Below are 15,677 nucleotides of genomic sequence, written 5' to 3' on the forward strand. Positions count from 1 at the left end.
CACATATAAAATGAAAAGAGATTTAACAAAACGGATGATAATACCAATGTTGATACTGTTGATATTGGGATCATGTAAAAAATTTGGTGACGTGAATACTGATCCAACAAAATCAAGTAATCTCGACCCGGCCAACCAGTTAGCACTGGTACAATTGAGATTCTCGGGTGAGCTTACTATTAATGAGCGTACCACCATAATAATGACCATGCCGCTGGTACAGCAAATTGGCGGGGCTTATTATAACAGGTACGGCTTTGAATACATCAAAAACAAGCAGTACATGAGCGAACTGTGGGAGCTTGGATACCCGAATGATGTACTAAATATTACCGACGCGGTTGACCGTACAGCAAGCGATGCAACAAAAAGTAACCTAAATGCCATTTGCCGCATCATGAAGGTTTACATTTTTTCGAGAATAACAGACCTTTATGGCGATGTGCCTTATTCACAGGCCGGTAAAGCTTACACAACAGGTGTAGTAAGGCCCGCTTTTGACACCCAAAAGGATATTTATGACAACTTTTTTACAGAATTAACTGCTGCAGTAGCTAAGCTTGATGCAACAAAAGATGCTGTTCCAAAGGACATTTACTACCAGGGAAATATTGCTGCGTGGAAGAAGTTTGCTAACTCGTTGAGATTAAGGCTGGCAATGCGCCTAAGCAAAATTGATCCTGAAAAGGCTAAAACCGAAGTTATGGCTGCCTATGCTGCCGGCGTGTTTACCAGCAACGATGATATTTGCAAAACCCAACATGCAGATATCCAGAATAGCTATAGCGATATTCGTGGCAATGGCGTTTCGGTAGCTATAAACCAATATCCTGACGATGGTCGCCCACGGGTTTGTAATACCCTGATTGACGAAATGAAGGGAACAAACGACCCCCGGTTACAATACATCGCCCGTGATTATTGGGTAAACCCAGACAAGCCATCTGAAAGGATTGACGTTACCGATGGCGTAAAGGCGCAAATTGGGTTAATAGGAGTAGGGCCAGGCAAATACAATTACGATGATTATTTAGGATCGATAAATGTTGATGTTGCCGGCCACGGAACAGTTTCTGTACCAAACAATGGCCAGAAAGCACAACTGGCTGATTTCCTGATCACCAATGATGCACCTTATCTGCATTTAACGTATGCCGAAGTAGAGTTTTTATTGGCTGAGGCTACTCAACGCTGGGGCTTAAGCCTGGGTGCCGACGCTGCAACGCATTACCACAACGGGATGGCAGCAGCTTGCCAGCAACTGGCATTATTTAAAAACGGACCGGTTATTACTGACGCACAGATCCAGCAGTTTAAAACCGATAACCCTTTAGCGCCAGGTAAGGAATTACAGATGATAGATACCCAGCTTTGGGCAGCCTTATTGTTAAATGGCCCTGAAGCTTATGCCGAATGGCGCAGGACCGGCTTCCCGGTTTTAGTGCCTGCTGTTACTGCTGAATCAACCAGTACAACAACACCACGCAGGTTTGAATATCCATTAACAGAAACCGAACAAAATTCGGCCAACATAGCTAAAGCAATTACGGCTCTTGGCGGAACTGACGACTGGAATGCAAGGGTTTGGTGGGATAAACAATAACAAATAATGGAATGATGAAAAGTTTGAACAAATTTTGGGTAGCCATATTATTGATAACGCTGGTTACAGGTTGCAATAAAGGCAGTGCAAAGGTTGACGGGCCTGTAGCCACGAAGAAGAATACCGATTTCAGGGTGGTTGGTTACTTACCAACCTATAGCCTTGCTGACGGTACCGGCGCAGCTTTTGATTTTAGCACCATAACGCATTTAAACATCGCCTTTATAAATCCGGATGGGAATGGCGTTTTTACCATTCCGTCGGGATTAAGTGATGTGGTAAATGCCGCGCACGCAAAAAAGGTAAAAGTGTTAGTATCCATAGGTGGTGGTTCGGCCCCGGCCTATTATACTTCGCTATTGGGCGATGCCATGCGTAGTGATTTTGTGAACAAATTGGTAAAGCTGGTTACTGATAATAACCTCGATGGCGTAGATGTGGACCTTGAGGGTGAACGGATAGATAACAACTACGAAGCGTTTGTTACACAACTTTCATCGGCCTTAAAGCCAAAAAGCAAATTGCTCACATCTGCCATTGCCACCGCTTATAAATCACAGTATACAGATAATGCCCTGGCTAAGTACGATTTTGTAAATATAATGTCGTATGATAAAACCGGACCGTGGAACCCGGCAAATCCGGGTCAGCATTCGCCTTATGATATGGCGGTATCTGATTTGGATTACTGGACAAATACCAGGGGAATAGCTAAGGAGAAGATCAGCCTTGGCTTACCTTTTTACGGTTACGGTTTTGGCACAGGTGCACCATCTGATATCAGCTTCCATGACCTGGTGATTCAATATCCGGGGTCAGAAAATTCTGACCAGGTTACGGTTACCGGCGGCGGCATTATTTATTACAATGGTACATCAACCATAAAAAATAAAACAACGCTTGCCCTTAAAAGTGCGGGCGGGGTTATGGTATGGCAGCTTATGCAGGACGCTACAGGCAGCAAATCATTATTAACTACTATAAACGCTACTATAAACCCTGCGAACTAAAGCGCCGGGTATAATATTTAAAAAAAATAAGAAATGAAAAAATTAAAACAATTCAGGTATCCATTGCTACTGGTAATGGTGCTATTTGCGTTTGCAGGTTGTAAAAAGGACGAAGTTGCTCAACAAGAAGCGGCTAACCCGATTTCGCCAAGGATCTTTGATAACCTGCGTGATTTTGCGGGCAACAGGATCATCAGCGAGGGTGAAACTGCAAAGTTTAGCGGGATTCAATATACACCGGCCGGAAAAGTAAAAATCAGCTGGATGGTAAATGGAGTACAAGCTTCAAGTGATACCGCCTTTAATTTTAAGCCAACCGGCGGCGGTGAGTTCACCATAAAGCTAAAAATTACCTATAACGGTGATAGTAGCGTGCGCAGCACAAAGGTTTTGGTAAATCCTACAACCTATACCCTTAAAAGCTTCGACAAGGTTACCATGGCTTATTTAACAAGCGCTGGTGCAGCTGCTAATATCAACTGGGGAATTGTCAGCCACGTGGCCTATAAGGTTGGTTTAGTATCTCCTGATGGCAGCCTTGATGTGTCCACGGGCGAGATCAATCAAACTGCTGATGAATTGGTGGCAAGATCACACATCAATGGTATTCCTATTATAATGGGCATCAGCGGCAGGCTATCGGGCATTGACGGCTGGGCCATCTACGAAACCAATGATTTCGGAACGGCTATAATCAACCCTACTTCGAGAGCGGCGCTGGTGAATTCAGTTAAAACCTATGTGACCAACAAACGCATGGATGGCGTTGATATCATGATGACTGATATTAACTCCGGACAAACACCGGATAATATGGCTGCAATTGCGCCATTCTTAGCGGCGTTGCGTGCAGCACTGCCCGGTAAAATTATCACAGTTACAGTAACAGTTAATTACCAGCATTGGGGATACCCGGATCTTTCATCAGCAGATTGGGTGAACATCCACGCATTTGAAGACAATATTCACATTGGGCCGGGAGCTCCTGTTGGCCAATCATCCAGCTATGATTTCATGGTATCGAGCGCACAGATCTGGACTAATTTCCATTTACCGGCCAACAAAATTGTTGTAGGTATGCCTGCCTTTGGCTTACGTTACGATGAACTGGACGGTAGTGGCAACAACCTGAGCTGGGGTTCATACAGCTACGCCGCCTACAAAGATATTTTAGCCTTTGACCCGACTGCGTTTGGTAAAGAGGAAACCAACATGGGGCAGGGCATTTATTTTAACGGCGTTCCGCTGATCACGAAAAAAGCTACCTGGGTTAAAAATAACGGTTTTAAGGGATCGTATTTATGGGCCGAGGATTACGACGTACTGGGTGCAAATTCACTTTTGTCGGCCATATTTAATGCGCAAAAGTAAATTTAGAGATGCTTAACAAGTTTTGGTAATAATAGTTAAGAAAAGTTGAGGCGCAAAATCGGGGTTGATCATTCAATCCCGGTTTTTGCTTTTTAAGGGATCTGCTATAGCAGCATCACCTATGAATTTATATTGCGATAATATTGATTTAATTAACCTGAGTTCGACATAAATTTTGGTGGATAGTTCTTTTTATCAGCCACTTGCAATTCTTTGTAAAAGTCATAACATCTGACAATGAGGATGTTCCGCAGCGTTCCGGGTGTTCCACTTGTAAAAACGGAACGCTTTGGAACGCTATGTTGCTTACACTTGGTCTTTTCGGGTGTGTTTATTTCTGAGCCGCATATATTATTTATGAGTGAATATGCCAGGCTATTTATTCAAAATATCATTTAAAATAATTTTGAAATACAATCTTTTAAACTCATCTTTAAGAACCTTATACAAACCAGTTATAATACCGATAAGCCTGTTGTCATGAATTTACATTCACCGTGCGTTTATTATTGTGTAGGTATTTTTCTAAAGTCGTTCAACCGATAATTCATTCAAACTATGCCACATATACCGCTTGAAGAACATTTACCAGGAATTACCGGCCTGTTGGAATACCGAAGAGACACCGCCGAACCTATTCGCGATCTTACACAACTGTTGCTTCGCGGCCCGTCGTCACTTACGGAGGGCGAGCGTGAGCTTATAGCAACAGTAGTATCAAACGGCAATAAATGCAAGTTCTGTACCGCAGCCCATACCGCTGCGGCTGATGTGCTTTTGGGCGATACCGTAACTGCCGAACTGGTTAAAACCAATATTTCAGCGGCGCCCGTAAGTGAAAAGATGAAGGCATTGTTGGTAATTGCCGACAAGGTTCGGGAAAGTGGTAAGCTTGTTACACCGGCCCACATAGAAAAGGCAAAGGCCGAGGGCGCAACCGACCTGGAGATCCACGACACTGTTCTTATTGCCGGTCTTTTTTGCCTGTACAATAAATATGTTGATGGATTAGATACAGCATTGCCTGCCGACGCAGGTTATTTTAATGTACTGGCCGACAGACTGAAGAATCACGGTTACGCGCGCCTGCCCCAAGGTTATGATCACCTGAAAAAGCAAGTCTCAAATTAATAGTAACATGGAAGCATTAACAATCGACTTAGCCGAAAAGACACAAGTAAAGCGAACTCAACTTTTTGCGTTGTTTACAATCAGTTTTGTAAGTACGGCTTTTGGCGGCGCAGTTTCCACATTAATGTCGGTTTATTTACCCGACGTTGTGAAGGAGATGCAGGGCCACAAAAGCCCCGAAGAACTAAATTATTTAAGCGGATCTATCAATTCATTGTTCATTTTCGGATGGGCCATCGGCGGGTTCCTTTGGGGTGCAATTAGCGACAAAACAGGCAGAAAAAAAGCGCTGATACTGGCTGTTGCCAGTTATGGCATATTTACCATTCTTACCGGGTTCATGACCAATTGGTATGGTATTATGATATGCCGTTTCTTCAGCGGTTTTGGCGTGGGCGGGGAGTTGGTTATAGCATTTACTTTACTGAGCGAAGTATGGCCGCAGAAAACGAAAGCTGTTTACACCGGCATATTATCAATTTCGTTCCCGGTTGGCATCTTCTCTGCAGGGGCTATTAATTTCTTTGTTAGCTCATGGCGGCAAGGGTTTTTCATCGGCATTGTTCCGGTTTTGCTGGCGTTGCTTACCTTCTTTTTTATTGGTGAGTCGGGTTTATGGGAAAAGCATAAGTCTGAACGATTAAACAAGCAGGAAGCAGCAGATCAATTATTTTCGGCTACAAACAGGAAATCTCTGCTTATCGGTTCCTTAATTTTTGGAACGATGTTGATAGGGCTATGGGCTATTTTTTCATGGATGCCAACATGGATCGGGAGCTTGATTAAAGGTGATTCGCACGAACAACGTGGCTTAAGCATGATGTGCCTTGGAATGGGAGGTTTAACCGGGGGCTTTTTCTCCGGCTGGCTGGTAAATTTAATGGGGTTACGAAAATCGCTTATTGCCAGCTTTGCGGTGTGCACCATCATGGCGTTCCTGTTATTTAAAACCAATGCCGGGTTTTCGGGAATTATTTATGCTGAAATTGTCTTGCTTGCCTTATTTTTTGGGGCGAGCCAGGGAATTTTGTCAGTATACATCCCGTTATTGTTTCCAACAGGGGTGCGGGCGACCGCCACCGGGATCTGTTTTAATGCAGGTCGCTTATTTACCGCGGCAGCGGTGTTGTTTGTTGGCGTATTGGTAATAGTCCTTGGCGGATACAGCAATGCTTTGTTTATTTTTTCGCTGGTGTTTTTGCCGGGGTTATTCATTGTGTTGTTCGCTAAAAATATTCAACCGGCCGATCATCAGTAAGCAATTAGTGAATTTGCGATTTAGTGATTTAGTGAATTAGCGATTAAGAAACAGATATAGACGATAAAAAGGAGCTTTATAAAAACTAAAATATGGCACATATCCAGCTTGATAATGATTTACCCGGCATCCGTGGATTGATGGCTTATCGGCCGGAAATAGCTGAGCCATTAAATTTGCTTGCAGAAACACTGCTGAGAAACGACAATAACACCTTAACCCGTGGGGAACGCGAGCTCATCGGCACCTACGTATCATATCTCAATGATTGCTTTTTCTGTCAGAATGTTCATGGTGCTTTAGCCGGGCATTACATGCAATGTGATATTGGCGAGATCGAAAATATAAAACAGGATTTCAGGTCGGCAGAGATCTCTCCAAAGATGAAAACTTTGTTAAGCATAGCTGAAAGTGTTCAAAAAGGAGGGAAGCAGGTAACATCGGCTCAAATTGAAGCAACAAAAGCTGAGGGCGCCACTGACATTGAAATCCATGATACGGTGTTAATAGCCGCTTCGTTCTGCATGTTTAACCGCTATGTCGACGGCCTCGGCACCTGGGCCCCGCAGGACAAACAATTTTATGTAGAAAGAGCGCCACGCCGGGCAGAAGAGGGCTATCAATCGAGCGTTTATAAATAGAATCAGTAAATTATTATAATATGCCACACATTAATTTATCAAATGATTTTCCGGGCATCCGAAGCTTATTTGTTTACCGGCCCGAAACTGCTGCGCCTTTGAACGCATTGGTACAAGCAATGCTTCATAACCCACATCCATCGCTTTCAGCAGGTGAGCGGGAATTGATAGCTACCTATACATCAAACCTGAATACCTGTTTTTACTGCACCAACATTCATGGTGCTATAGCCAAACACCAGTTAGGTAATGATGCGGAAATTGTAAAACAGGTATTAGCCAATCCGGACACCGCGCCAGTCAGCAACAAGTTAAAGGCTTTGTTGAAAATTGCCGCAAAGGTGCAATCGGGTGGTAAAAATGTTACCGATGCGGATGTTGAATTTGCCCGTAGCGAGGGCGCCACTGATCTTGATATTCACGACACCGTATTAATCGCTGCCGCATTTTGCATGTACAACCGTTATGTAGACGGGCTTGCCACATGGCAACCCAACAACGGCGAATTATATGATAAAATGGGCGAACAACGCGCACGTGAAGGCTATCTTACGCCGCCCAAAAAAGTAAGCGAAATGGAATTAACCGGGATCTAACGAAAAAAACAATGGCACATATAGCGTTAAAAAATGAAGAACTACCAGGCATAGTAGGCCTTTTAAACTATCGCCACGAAACGGCAAAACCATTACTTGATCTTGCTGAAACCCTGCTACGCGGCCCATCAAGCCTTACCAGCGGGGAGCGTGAAATAATAGCAGCATCGGTTTCGTGGTGGAATCAATGCCATTTTTGTCATACCTCGCATGCCGCCGCAGCTGCCGCTCATTTGGATAGCGGACTTAACCTGATCAACGATATTAAAGCGGGGTTACCCAATACTGAAGTATCTGATAAACTGAGGGCTTTACTAAATATTGCACACCAGGTTCAAAGAGCCGGTAAAAACGTAACAGACGCCGATGTTGCAGCAGCCCGCGAACAGGGTGCGACAGACAGCGAGATCCATGATACTGTGCTCATTGCAGCCGCGTTTTGCATGTTCAACAGATATGTAGACGGTTTGGGCACCTGGTCGCCACAACCTAATGAAGCTTACAAGGAAATGGGCGAACGAATGGCTTTTGTTGGATACGGGAAGAGTTAGTCAAGAGACTAGAGACTAGAGACTAGAAAAAATGGCCGGACAAATTAGGATTCTGTATTCAATACTTGATAAGTAATTTTGAATAACTATATTCAAACCACCAATTATATTTAAATGAGAGATAATAAAACGAACCCGCGGGTGTTTTGGATAGGTTTCTGTTTGCTACTGATCCCGGGGCTGGTACATGCTTACTTATTAATGCCATTCCCCGGCAGCCAGGACCTTAATGCGATAACCGTATCGTATTACCTCGAAAAAATTGTTACACCGTTACGGATTGTCGGGGCGCTGATGGTTTTGTTTTACATCATCAAATACTTTGCAGCAAACTCAACAAAAAATAAAATAATAAAAATTGTAGCGCTGCTTTTATTCCTCGGAAGCTTTTATGTGAGCGATGTGCTGTACAAGGCTGAAACAATGTTCAGGGAACCCGGCACGGTAAAATTTGCCAATGCTATACACAATAAAGTCCCGGAGCGTTTTGTGGTGGTTGGGATAGTTAATAATGGTGTAGCAAAGGCGTATCCACTTATTTATTTAGGATATCACCACAAGGTACAGGATAATGTAGGCGGCGAACCCGTGCTAGTAACTTATTGTACCATGTGCCGCACCGGGCGGGTTTATAGCCCAATTGTCAATGGCAAAAAACAGGAGTTTCGGTTGGTGGGAGCGAGGCACTACAATGCCGTAATTGAAGATGCTGATACCAAAACCTGGTGGTACCAGGCTACCGGTAATGCGGCAGCGGGACCGCTAAAAGGTCAGCATTTAACCGAATTGCCATATGAGCAGTCTACTTTAAGTGCATGGCTGGCAAAGCATCCGGCATCATTGATCCTGCAACCGGATAAAGATTATAAGGCAGATTATGATGATCTTAAAAACTACGATCGACTACAGGCTGCAGACAGGGACAGCACAATAAAAAACAAGGATACCGTATACCGGAAAAGCTGGGTTGTTGGCGTAATTGTAAACGGGCAGGCCAAGGCTTACAATTGGCGCAAACTTGCTAAGGCGAAATTATTGAGTGATAGCCTGGCAAATACTCCTCTGATGGTTGGGTTAGAGAAGGATAGTCTCAGCTATCACGTTTTAAACAGGACGGTAAATGGTAAAGCACTGCACTTCAGCATCGATCCCACAGGTTCATTGACTGATAAGGAAACCGCATCTACCTGGAACTGGGATGGCCTGTGCACGGCGGGCTTAAACAAAGGCGCGCAATTAGGCAAGATCCAGGCTTACCAGGAATATTTGCATTCGTGGAAGCATTTTCATCCATTAACAAAATTTGATTAAATATGAGCGTACTAAATTCATCTTACCCAATGAATTCCGGTAACATCGTTCTGATGAAGGCGTTCTACTAACTGCCCTACATGGTGTTGCAAATGCCGGATATTGTATATATGCAGTTGCATCTTACTCATCGGCAACCATTCAAAGCCGCTGTTACCTGTGGTATCTAAATTAACTACCAATTCATCAAGGTTGTTTAAGATAGCATCCGCATAACTTATCATGTCTGCTTTTGAATAGGCATCCCGGATAACGATTGGATTATTTTCATGGTCAACAAACCCTAATACGTTATAGTTAAAGATATGTCTCGTCCAAGGAACAAATGTGTCATCGCTTTCAGATAAATATAACGCCGTATAAAAAAGCGAGTGGTAAACAATCCGCCAGTAGGCATTTTCATAGGTGTTGTTTTCCCATAAATCATCCGGGCACTTTTCAATGGTCTTCAGTATCATTTTTAAGGATGCCTGGTACTGAGAGATAAGGATACTTTTCATACCTATAAATTTAAGGAATTGACAGTTAGTATAATCGTATTGGGCATCAATCTATATTCGGGCGTTATAATGGCCTGATTTCCCCCTTTGATCGGCATGTTCTCCATCTTTAATGTTAGGTAAATAGGAATAGATTTGTTTTGTAGATTTATTCATTAAAACCTAAAATTATGGAAACCGGAAATTCAACACCATCAAAAGCTTCATTATGCATCGGCTGGATAATCAGCGGCCTTTGTATCCTTTTCTTCCTTTTCGACTCAATCACCAAAATCATTAAGGAAGAGCATTCAGTAAAAGGATCAGTTCAATTGGGGTGGCCGGAACATGCCATCCAGGGCATCGGGATAGCATTACTGATCAGTACGATTCTTTACTTAATTCCGCGGACGTCAATCCTCGGTGCGATTTTGCTGACAGGTTACCTCGGCGGCGCCATTGCTATAATGATTCGGGCAGAGCAGCAATTATATTTTGCCTCGGTTTTCGGTTTGCTGGTTTGGCTGGGGCTTTACCTGCGTATTCCTGAGTTGCACAAAATATTGCCGATAAGAAAACAAGACTAATTTACTTGATGAGATATCCTAAACAAAGAAGCCTTTCCAGAGGAAAGGCTTCTTTGTTATAACAGAGGTAAGTATTTATTATTCCCTTATCCAGATATTTCGGTAGCTGATAGGCAAGCTTTTATCACCATGTGCCTGCAACCTAAGTGGGGCCGGTCCATGGTTTTCATAAACATGTTTTGTATCTGTTGAAGTAAAACCCTGGACTTCCTGGTTATTTTGAACCAATACACCATTGAAGAATAGGGTTACACGGGCAGGCGTTTTTACCGAGCCATTATCATTAAATTCAGGAGCAGTATAAGCTATGTCATAGACGTTCCACTCGCCGGGTTTTTTCTCCGGGTTTGCTAAAGGGATAGCCTCCCGGTATATGCTGCCCGCCATTCCGTTAACATAGGTTTTGTTGTCGTTATTTGAATTATCCAGTACCTGAATTTCATACTTGCCCGACAAGAACACACCGCTGTTACCCCGTTCCTGGCCCTCGCCGGCAATATTTGCAGGGATCCTCCATTCAATATGTAATTGGTAGCTGGTAAATTGTTTTTTTGTTTCGATATCACCGGTTGCCTTATTTACGGTAATGATGCCATCTGCCACCGTCCATTTTGCCGGGGACTTACCATCTGCAGAAGTCCACTCATCCAGGTTTTTTCCATCAAATAAAATGATCGCATCAGAGGGAGCGTTACTAAAGGTTTTCCCGGGTACAACAACGTTTGGCAATGGCGCATAAACCTCGGCATTGTTTGGATTTGCAGATGGAATATTTGCCTTCCTGATGGCTGACGTTTGCGTTTGACCCTGGACAAAAGCGACAATGCACAACATCGACGCAGTTAAAATTAAGCTGTTTCTCATTTGGGTTTAACTTTTATAGGAATATTAGTACTAATTATCTTTAACAAACCTAACTGATCCTCGATCTGCCGGTGAGGTTGTGCCGGAGTTCTCACCTGCACCTAACCGGCTATAGGCATCTTCATAAATTATTATCCATACAGCACCTGCGCCTATTGAATCACCAGCAGGATAGGTAGAAGAAGTAACCAAATGGGTCGACCAACCGGCATCCAAGTAAATAGCATCGCCGGAATCAACAGCGTAATACCCGGCCGGGTGCGCATTAAAACCGGTTGCATTGGTGCCACTTCCATAATCCCAACCACTTGTCGAAATTAACATTTGCGGCTTAGAGTTGTCATTACCAATATAGTGTCCGTTTCCATCTGATAAATTGCCGATCAAATCAAGCAAGGTGTTATAATCTGCCTGAGAAGGTAAACGCCAACCAATCGGCACTTTAATGGCTTTGGCTTCTGACTGAGTATACAGCTTGCCCTTTGTCGTGTCGTTATGCCCCTCAATATAATCAACCCCATCCGCGCCATTATAATTTCGTACCGTCCATGTTTTTTCGGCTATTACAGCGGTGGGATATAAAGTGCCGTTTATTGTGACGGTATTTGGCGGGTCGGTTTTTGCTGTAGTTTTATTAATGTTATTTTTCTTGCAGCTGCTAAAACAAAGTATTGCTACCAGGAGAGCGAGTAACGATCGTTTCATTTTAATTGATTGGGTTGATAAAAGTAATAAATTATAGAATTACTTTCCTAATCACAAGAGCTGGAATAGAAACGATAAAGCCCGATATTTAACATCGGGCTTAGCAGCCAACCTTCACAGGTTAGAATTTTTAAAAGAGACAAATTTACATTGTCGGCAACAATCTTGTATTTTACTTACAAAGCTAATACTCCTTGAAGTCAGTCTATTGCTTCTTTACCTTTATAGCACTCAATCCCTTCGGTCCTTGCTCCGTTTCAAAGGTAACTTTATCGTTTTCCTTAATAGCTTCTTCCAAAGCATTTACATGTACAAAGACACTTTCCTGGCTTTGTAAATCTTTTATAAAGCCATATCCCTTTGAATCATTAAAAAAGGAAACAACACCTTTCCTGATCAGTTCCTCGGGGCTAAGTTCAGCCTGCTTGGATACCGAGATCTGAATATCTTCGGCTGCAATTTTTTTCTTTTTCGACGGATCGGGCGGTGTTGATGAAATATTGCCATTCTCATCAATGTAAGCCATCATATCCTCCAGGCTTTTACCCTTTCCGGAATTGGCCTTCCTGTCTTCTGCCTTTTCCTTTTTGTCCTGTTGTTTTTTAGATTTTTTCTTCTCTCGTTCTTTTTTACTAAATGTTTCTACTGATCTACCCATAGTTGAATATACACATTTTTATTTAATTTAGGAAATGAAAAATAAAATGATCTTCCTGGCCATGTTTTTCATGGCAATAACTACTGCAAACGCGCAGCTAAAAAATCAATTTGTAAAAATTGAAACCGCGCAAGGATCCTGTATAATCAAACTATATGATGAAACGCCTATACATCGCGATAACTTTATCAGGTTGGTAAAAAGTCGCTATTTCGACGCGACGACCTTCAACCGGATCTTAAAAGGATTTGTGATCCAGGGTGGCGACCCCGATTCGCTTTATGATAAATCAAAAACCTTAAAGCCCGAACAAAAATGGATCAAACCTGAGTTTAACGCCGCTTTATATCATAAAAGAGGAGTATTGGCAATGGGGCGTGATGATAATAAGGCGAAGGAATCATTCACAACGCAGATCTATATCGTAGATGGTCGGACTTACACAGATGAACAACTGAATGCCATTGAAAAGAAGAACAACGTTCATTTTTCTGAATCCCAGCGGGAAGTTTATCGTACCCGGGGCGGTACACCTATGCTTGATCAAAACTATACCGTATTCGGAGAAATTGTAAAGGGAATGAATCTGATCGATAAAATAACTGCTGTAAAAGTCAATAAGGATGGAAATCCGGATAAGGAAGTTTGGATGAAGATAACCTTACTAACACCAAAGCAGGTAGCGAACGCGTTAAAATAAACTTTTCTGTTCAGTATCGGAGCCTTGTTCTTTCTGTTGGTAGGAGCGGATAAGCGTAATAAGATCGGTTCCGTATTGGTTTGTTTTTTGCGGGCCAACGCCTTTTATCGCGCTGATAAGTTTTAAAGTAGACGGAAGCTTTTCAGCGACGGCAGCTAATGTTTTTTCGGATAAAACCATGTTCGGCATTATTTGCTCTTTTTCAGCGATCACATTCCGCCAGGTTAAAAATTCATCGTATAGCTTTTCATTGGGTTTAGCATTCAAAATTTTCAAATAGGAGCTTGTTTGGGTGGTTGCACCATTCTTTTTACGATCAAGATATGTGAACGGTGTGAAATCTACAGTGGAAAAACAATCCATCAACTCCATTCTTACCATCATCCAATTGATTAGGCGGTCGGCTTTTGCCGCTTTTTCTTTTGATTGGCCTATCATTCCGGGGAGTTGCCCATGTAGCACTTCGATCGCGCTTTTTAATTTTTCATAAAAATAGACGGCTGCTTTTTGCACGCGCTCAGGAGCCAATTGCCGGGTAAATTTTCCCGAAACACCCAAAATATCTTTTTGCAGATCTGGTATGAGTTCCTCAAAGCCTGCGACCTTGGTTTTCAGGCCATTAAAGTTAAATAGTTCGGAGATTAGGAAAAGCTTGTAAAGTTCACGATCCTGTTCAAGTTTTAAGGCATCAGGTTGCAGGGCTTTTGCCTGTTCGTTGAACAGCGAAATTGCCGGATCACCAATTATGTTTTGGGTTGTAATAGGATTGCGCAGCACCATCCCCGACAGCGTACGACAGCGGCTCAGGGCAACATAGGCCTGGCCGTGGGTAAAGGCCTCGCTAACGTCAATAATGGCCCTGTCAAAACTCAGTCCCTGGCTTTTGTGAATGGTGATCGCCCAAGCCAGTTTTAGGGGTATTTGTGCAAAGCTGCCTGCGTTCGTTTCACTTATCTGCTGCTCTTCCAATTGATACTTGATATTGGTCCATTCCACAGCCTGAACTGCTATTTCTCTGCCTTCATTTCCACATTGAACAAACACGGTATCATTTTCAATCCGGATTACGGTTCCGATCTTTCCGTTGTAAAATAGTTTTTCGGCAGAGCCGTGGTTCTTGACGAACATCACTTGCGCGCCGATCTTCAGCTTAAGATTAGTTTCAGTAGGATAGGCATCCTTCGGAAATTCTCCGCGAATGGTGGCTTTAAATTCAAATTCCTCTCCATCCAACACTTCTACAAATTCGCTATTAATTTGCTGGGCCAGGCTATTATGAGTGGTTAGCGTAATATAAGGCTCCTCAATTGTTGGACGAAAACCGGGCAGGTGGCGGGCATTTAATAATTCAAGGCTTGAGCTGCTGATAGTTTGATTGCGGACCTCGTTCAGAATGTCTACAAAAGCCTGTTCCTTCTGCCGGAACACGTGGTTAAGCTCAATTCGGACAAAGGGAGCCTTTTGCATTACCTGGCTACTAAAAAAATATGGGGTAGCATAATAACGGTTAAGCATGATCCATTCTTCATCGCGAATGATAGGGCTTAGTTGAGACAGATCGCCGATAAGTAAAAGTTGCACGCCACCGAACGGATGAGCACAATCCTTCAGGTTTCGCAGGATAAGATCTATTTGATCCAGCACATCCGGCCGTACCATACTCACCTCGTCGATGATCAGTAATTCTAAACTTGATAACAGCTCCTTTTTTTCAGTGCTATAATGCGCATCTGGTCTGCTGTTTCCACCCGGAATAATAGGCCCAAAGGGGATCTGGAATAGGGAATGGATGGTCATACCACCGGCGTTGATTGCAGCAACTCCCGTGGGCGCAACCACTGCCAGCTTCTTTTTTGATTCCTGCTTTACGCGCTGCAGAAATGTAGTTTTACCCGTTCCTGCCTTGCCAGTCAGGAAAACTATGGTGTTCGTATCTGTTAAATAATCATAAGCCAGCTGCATCACCGGGTTTAGTTCTGTCATGTTATCTGCTGGTGCTAAAATCATATCAAGTTCCGGCTTAGCGGAGGTATCCATTAAAAGCGTTTTTATTATAGGGAATATCTATCGGGCTCAAAGTTGTGAAAATATGCTAATATTTTTAGTGTTCTATTAAAATAAATTGGAGTAAAACCGGGTGTTTTGATTTTCTAGTTTTTGTGACTTGGATAAAAGGATAACCATTAAACTTTTTATCTTTATTAAAATTTAC

At 43.0% G+C, this 15,677-nt stretch carries 16 protein-coding genes; 11 read left to right on the plus strand and 5 right to left on the minus strand.

The window, feature by feature from the left end; genetic code table 11:
* Positions 1-10: 10 nt before the first annotated feature.
* The 9 genes from KXD93_RS03565 to KXD93_RS03605 all read left to right on the plus strand — a co-directional run bounded on the left by KXD93_RS03565 (position 11) and on the right by KXD93_RS03605 (position 9,472).
* A complete protein-coding gene (locus KXD93_RS03565; RefSeq protein ID WP_258135489.1) occupies positions 11-1,603 on the plus strand; it encodes a SusD/RagB family nutrient-binding outer membrane lipoprotein in 1,593 nt (530 codons plus the stop codon).
* An 11-nt stretch (positions 1,604-1,614) separates the two neighbouring features.
* The gene (locus KXD93_RS03570; RefSeq protein WP_258135490.1) at positions 1,615-2,613 is read left to right on the plus strand and encodes a glycosyl hydrolase family 18 protein; all 999 of its coding nucleotides are present in this window, start codon (positions 1,615-1,617) and stop codon (positions 2,611-2,613) included.
* A 33-nt stretch (positions 2,614-2,646) separates the two neighbouring features.
* The gene (locus tag KXD93_RS03575) at positions 2,647-3,984 is read left to right on the plus strand and encodes a glycoside hydrolase family 18 protein (protein WP_258135491.1); all 1,338 of its coding nucleotides are present in this window, start codon (positions 2,647-2,649) and stop codon (positions 3,982-3,984) included.
* A gap of 558 nt (positions 3,985-4,542) precedes the next feature.
* On the plus strand, positions 4,543-5,115 hold the full coding sequence (locus KXD93_RS03580) for a carboxymuconolactone decarboxylase family protein (RefSeq protein WP_258135492.1): 573 nt from the start codon (positions 4,543-4,545) through the stop codon (positions 5,113-5,115).
* A 7-nt stretch (positions 5,116-5,122) separates the two neighbouring features.
* A complete protein-coding gene (locus KXD93_RS03585; protein ID WP_258135493.1) occupies positions 5,123-6,373 on the plus strand; it encodes an MFS transporter in 1,251 nt (416 codons plus the stop codon).
* Between the two features lie 92 nt (positions 6,374-6,465).
* Positions 6,466-7,014, plus strand: a complete 549-nt coding sequence (locus KXD93_RS03590; protein ID WP_258135494.1) for a carboxymuconolactone decarboxylase family protein — start codon at positions 6,466-6,468, stop codon at positions 7,012-7,014.
* Positions 7,015-7,034: 20 nt separating this feature from the next.
* The gene (locus KXD93_RS03595) at positions 7,035-7,610 is read left to right on the plus strand and encodes a carboxymuconolactone decarboxylase family protein (protein WP_258135495.1); all 576 of its coding nucleotides are present in this window, start codon (positions 7,035-7,037) and stop codon (positions 7,608-7,610) included.
* Positions 7,611-7,621: 11 nt separating this feature from the next.
* Positions 7,622-8,161, plus strand: a complete 540-nt coding sequence (locus KXD93_RS03600; protein ID WP_258135496.1) for a carboxymuconolactone decarboxylase family protein — start codon at positions 7,622-7,624, stop codon at positions 8,159-8,161.
* 114 nt (positions 8,162-8,275) lie between these two features.
* Entirely contained in the window at positions 8,276-9,472 is a 1,197-nt protein-coding gene (locus tag KXD93_RS03605; RefSeq protein WP_258135497.1) for a DUF3179 domain-containing (seleno)protein, read from the plus strand.
* A gap of 17 nt (positions 9,473-9,489) precedes the next feature.
* On the opposite strand, the gene KXD93_RS03610 is transcribed toward KXD93_RS03605, so the two are convergent.
* Entirely contained in the window at positions 9,490-9,972 is a 483-nt protein-coding gene (locus tag KXD93_RS03610; protein ID WP_258135498.1) for a DinB family protein, read from the minus strand.
* A 170-nt stretch (positions 9,973-10,142) separates the two neighbouring features.
* On the opposite strand from KXD93_RS03610, the gene KXD93_RS03615 reads away from it, so the two are divergent.
* Positions 10,143-10,538 (plus strand): DoxX family protein, encoded by a 396-nt coding sequence (locus tag KXD93_RS03615; RefSeq protein WP_258135499.1) that lies wholly within the window; start codon positions 10,143-10,145, stop codon positions 10,536-10,538.
* Between the two features lie 78 nt (positions 10,539-10,616).
* Here the strand turns inward: KXD93_RS03615 and KXD93_RS03620 are convergent, their stop codons facing one another.
* The 3 genes from KXD93_RS03620 to KXD93_RS03630 form a co-directional block, all read right to left on the minus strand.
* On the minus strand, positions 10,617-11,402 hold the full coding sequence (locus KXD93_RS03620; RefSeq protein ID WP_258135500.1) for a 3-keto-disaccharide hydrolase: 786 nt from the start codon (positions 11,400-11,402) through the stop codon (positions 10,617-10,619).
* A gap of 30 nt (positions 11,403-11,432) precedes the next feature.
* Positions 11,433-12,107 carry an FISUMP domain-containing protein gene (locus KXD93_RS03625; RefSeq protein WP_258135501.1) on the minus strand — a complete coding sequence of 225 codons (675 nt, stop codon included), beginning with the start codon at positions 12,105-12,107 and terminating at the stop codon, positions 11,433-11,435.
* A 205-nt stretch (positions 12,108-12,312) separates the two neighbouring features.
* On the minus strand, positions 12,313-12,765 hold the full coding sequence (locus tag KXD93_RS03630; RefSeq protein ID WP_258135502.1) for a cold-shock protein: 453 nt from the start codon (positions 12,763-12,765) through the stop codon (positions 12,313-12,315).
* A 34-nt stretch (positions 12,766-12,799) separates the two neighbouring features.
* Here KXD93_RS03630 and KXD93_RS03635 point away from each other — a divergent pair, with 34 nt between their 5' ends.
* Positions 12,800-13,465, plus strand: a complete 666-nt coding sequence (locus KXD93_RS03635) for a peptidylprolyl isomerase (RefSeq protein ID WP_258135503.1) — start codon at positions 12,800-12,802, stop codon at positions 13,463-13,465.
* Here KXD93_RS03635 and KXD93_RS03640 read toward each other — a convergent pair.
* Complete coding sequence (locus KXD93_RS03640; protein ID WP_258135504.1) at positions 13,457-15,502, minus strand: HRDC domain-containing protein; 2,046 nt, start codon at positions 15,500-15,502, stop codon at positions 13,457-13,459. The genes KXD93_RS03635 and KXD93_RS03640 overlap by 9 nt on opposite strands.
* Positions 15,503-15,677: the final 175 nt, after the last annotated feature.

It is taken from the genome of Mucilaginibacter phenanthrenivorans (genome assembly GCF_024721155.1).
GTDB classification, from domain to species: domain Bacteria; phylum Bacteroidota; class Bacteroidia; order Sphingobacteriales; family Sphingobacteriaceae; genus Mucilaginibacter; species Mucilaginibacter phenanthrenivorans.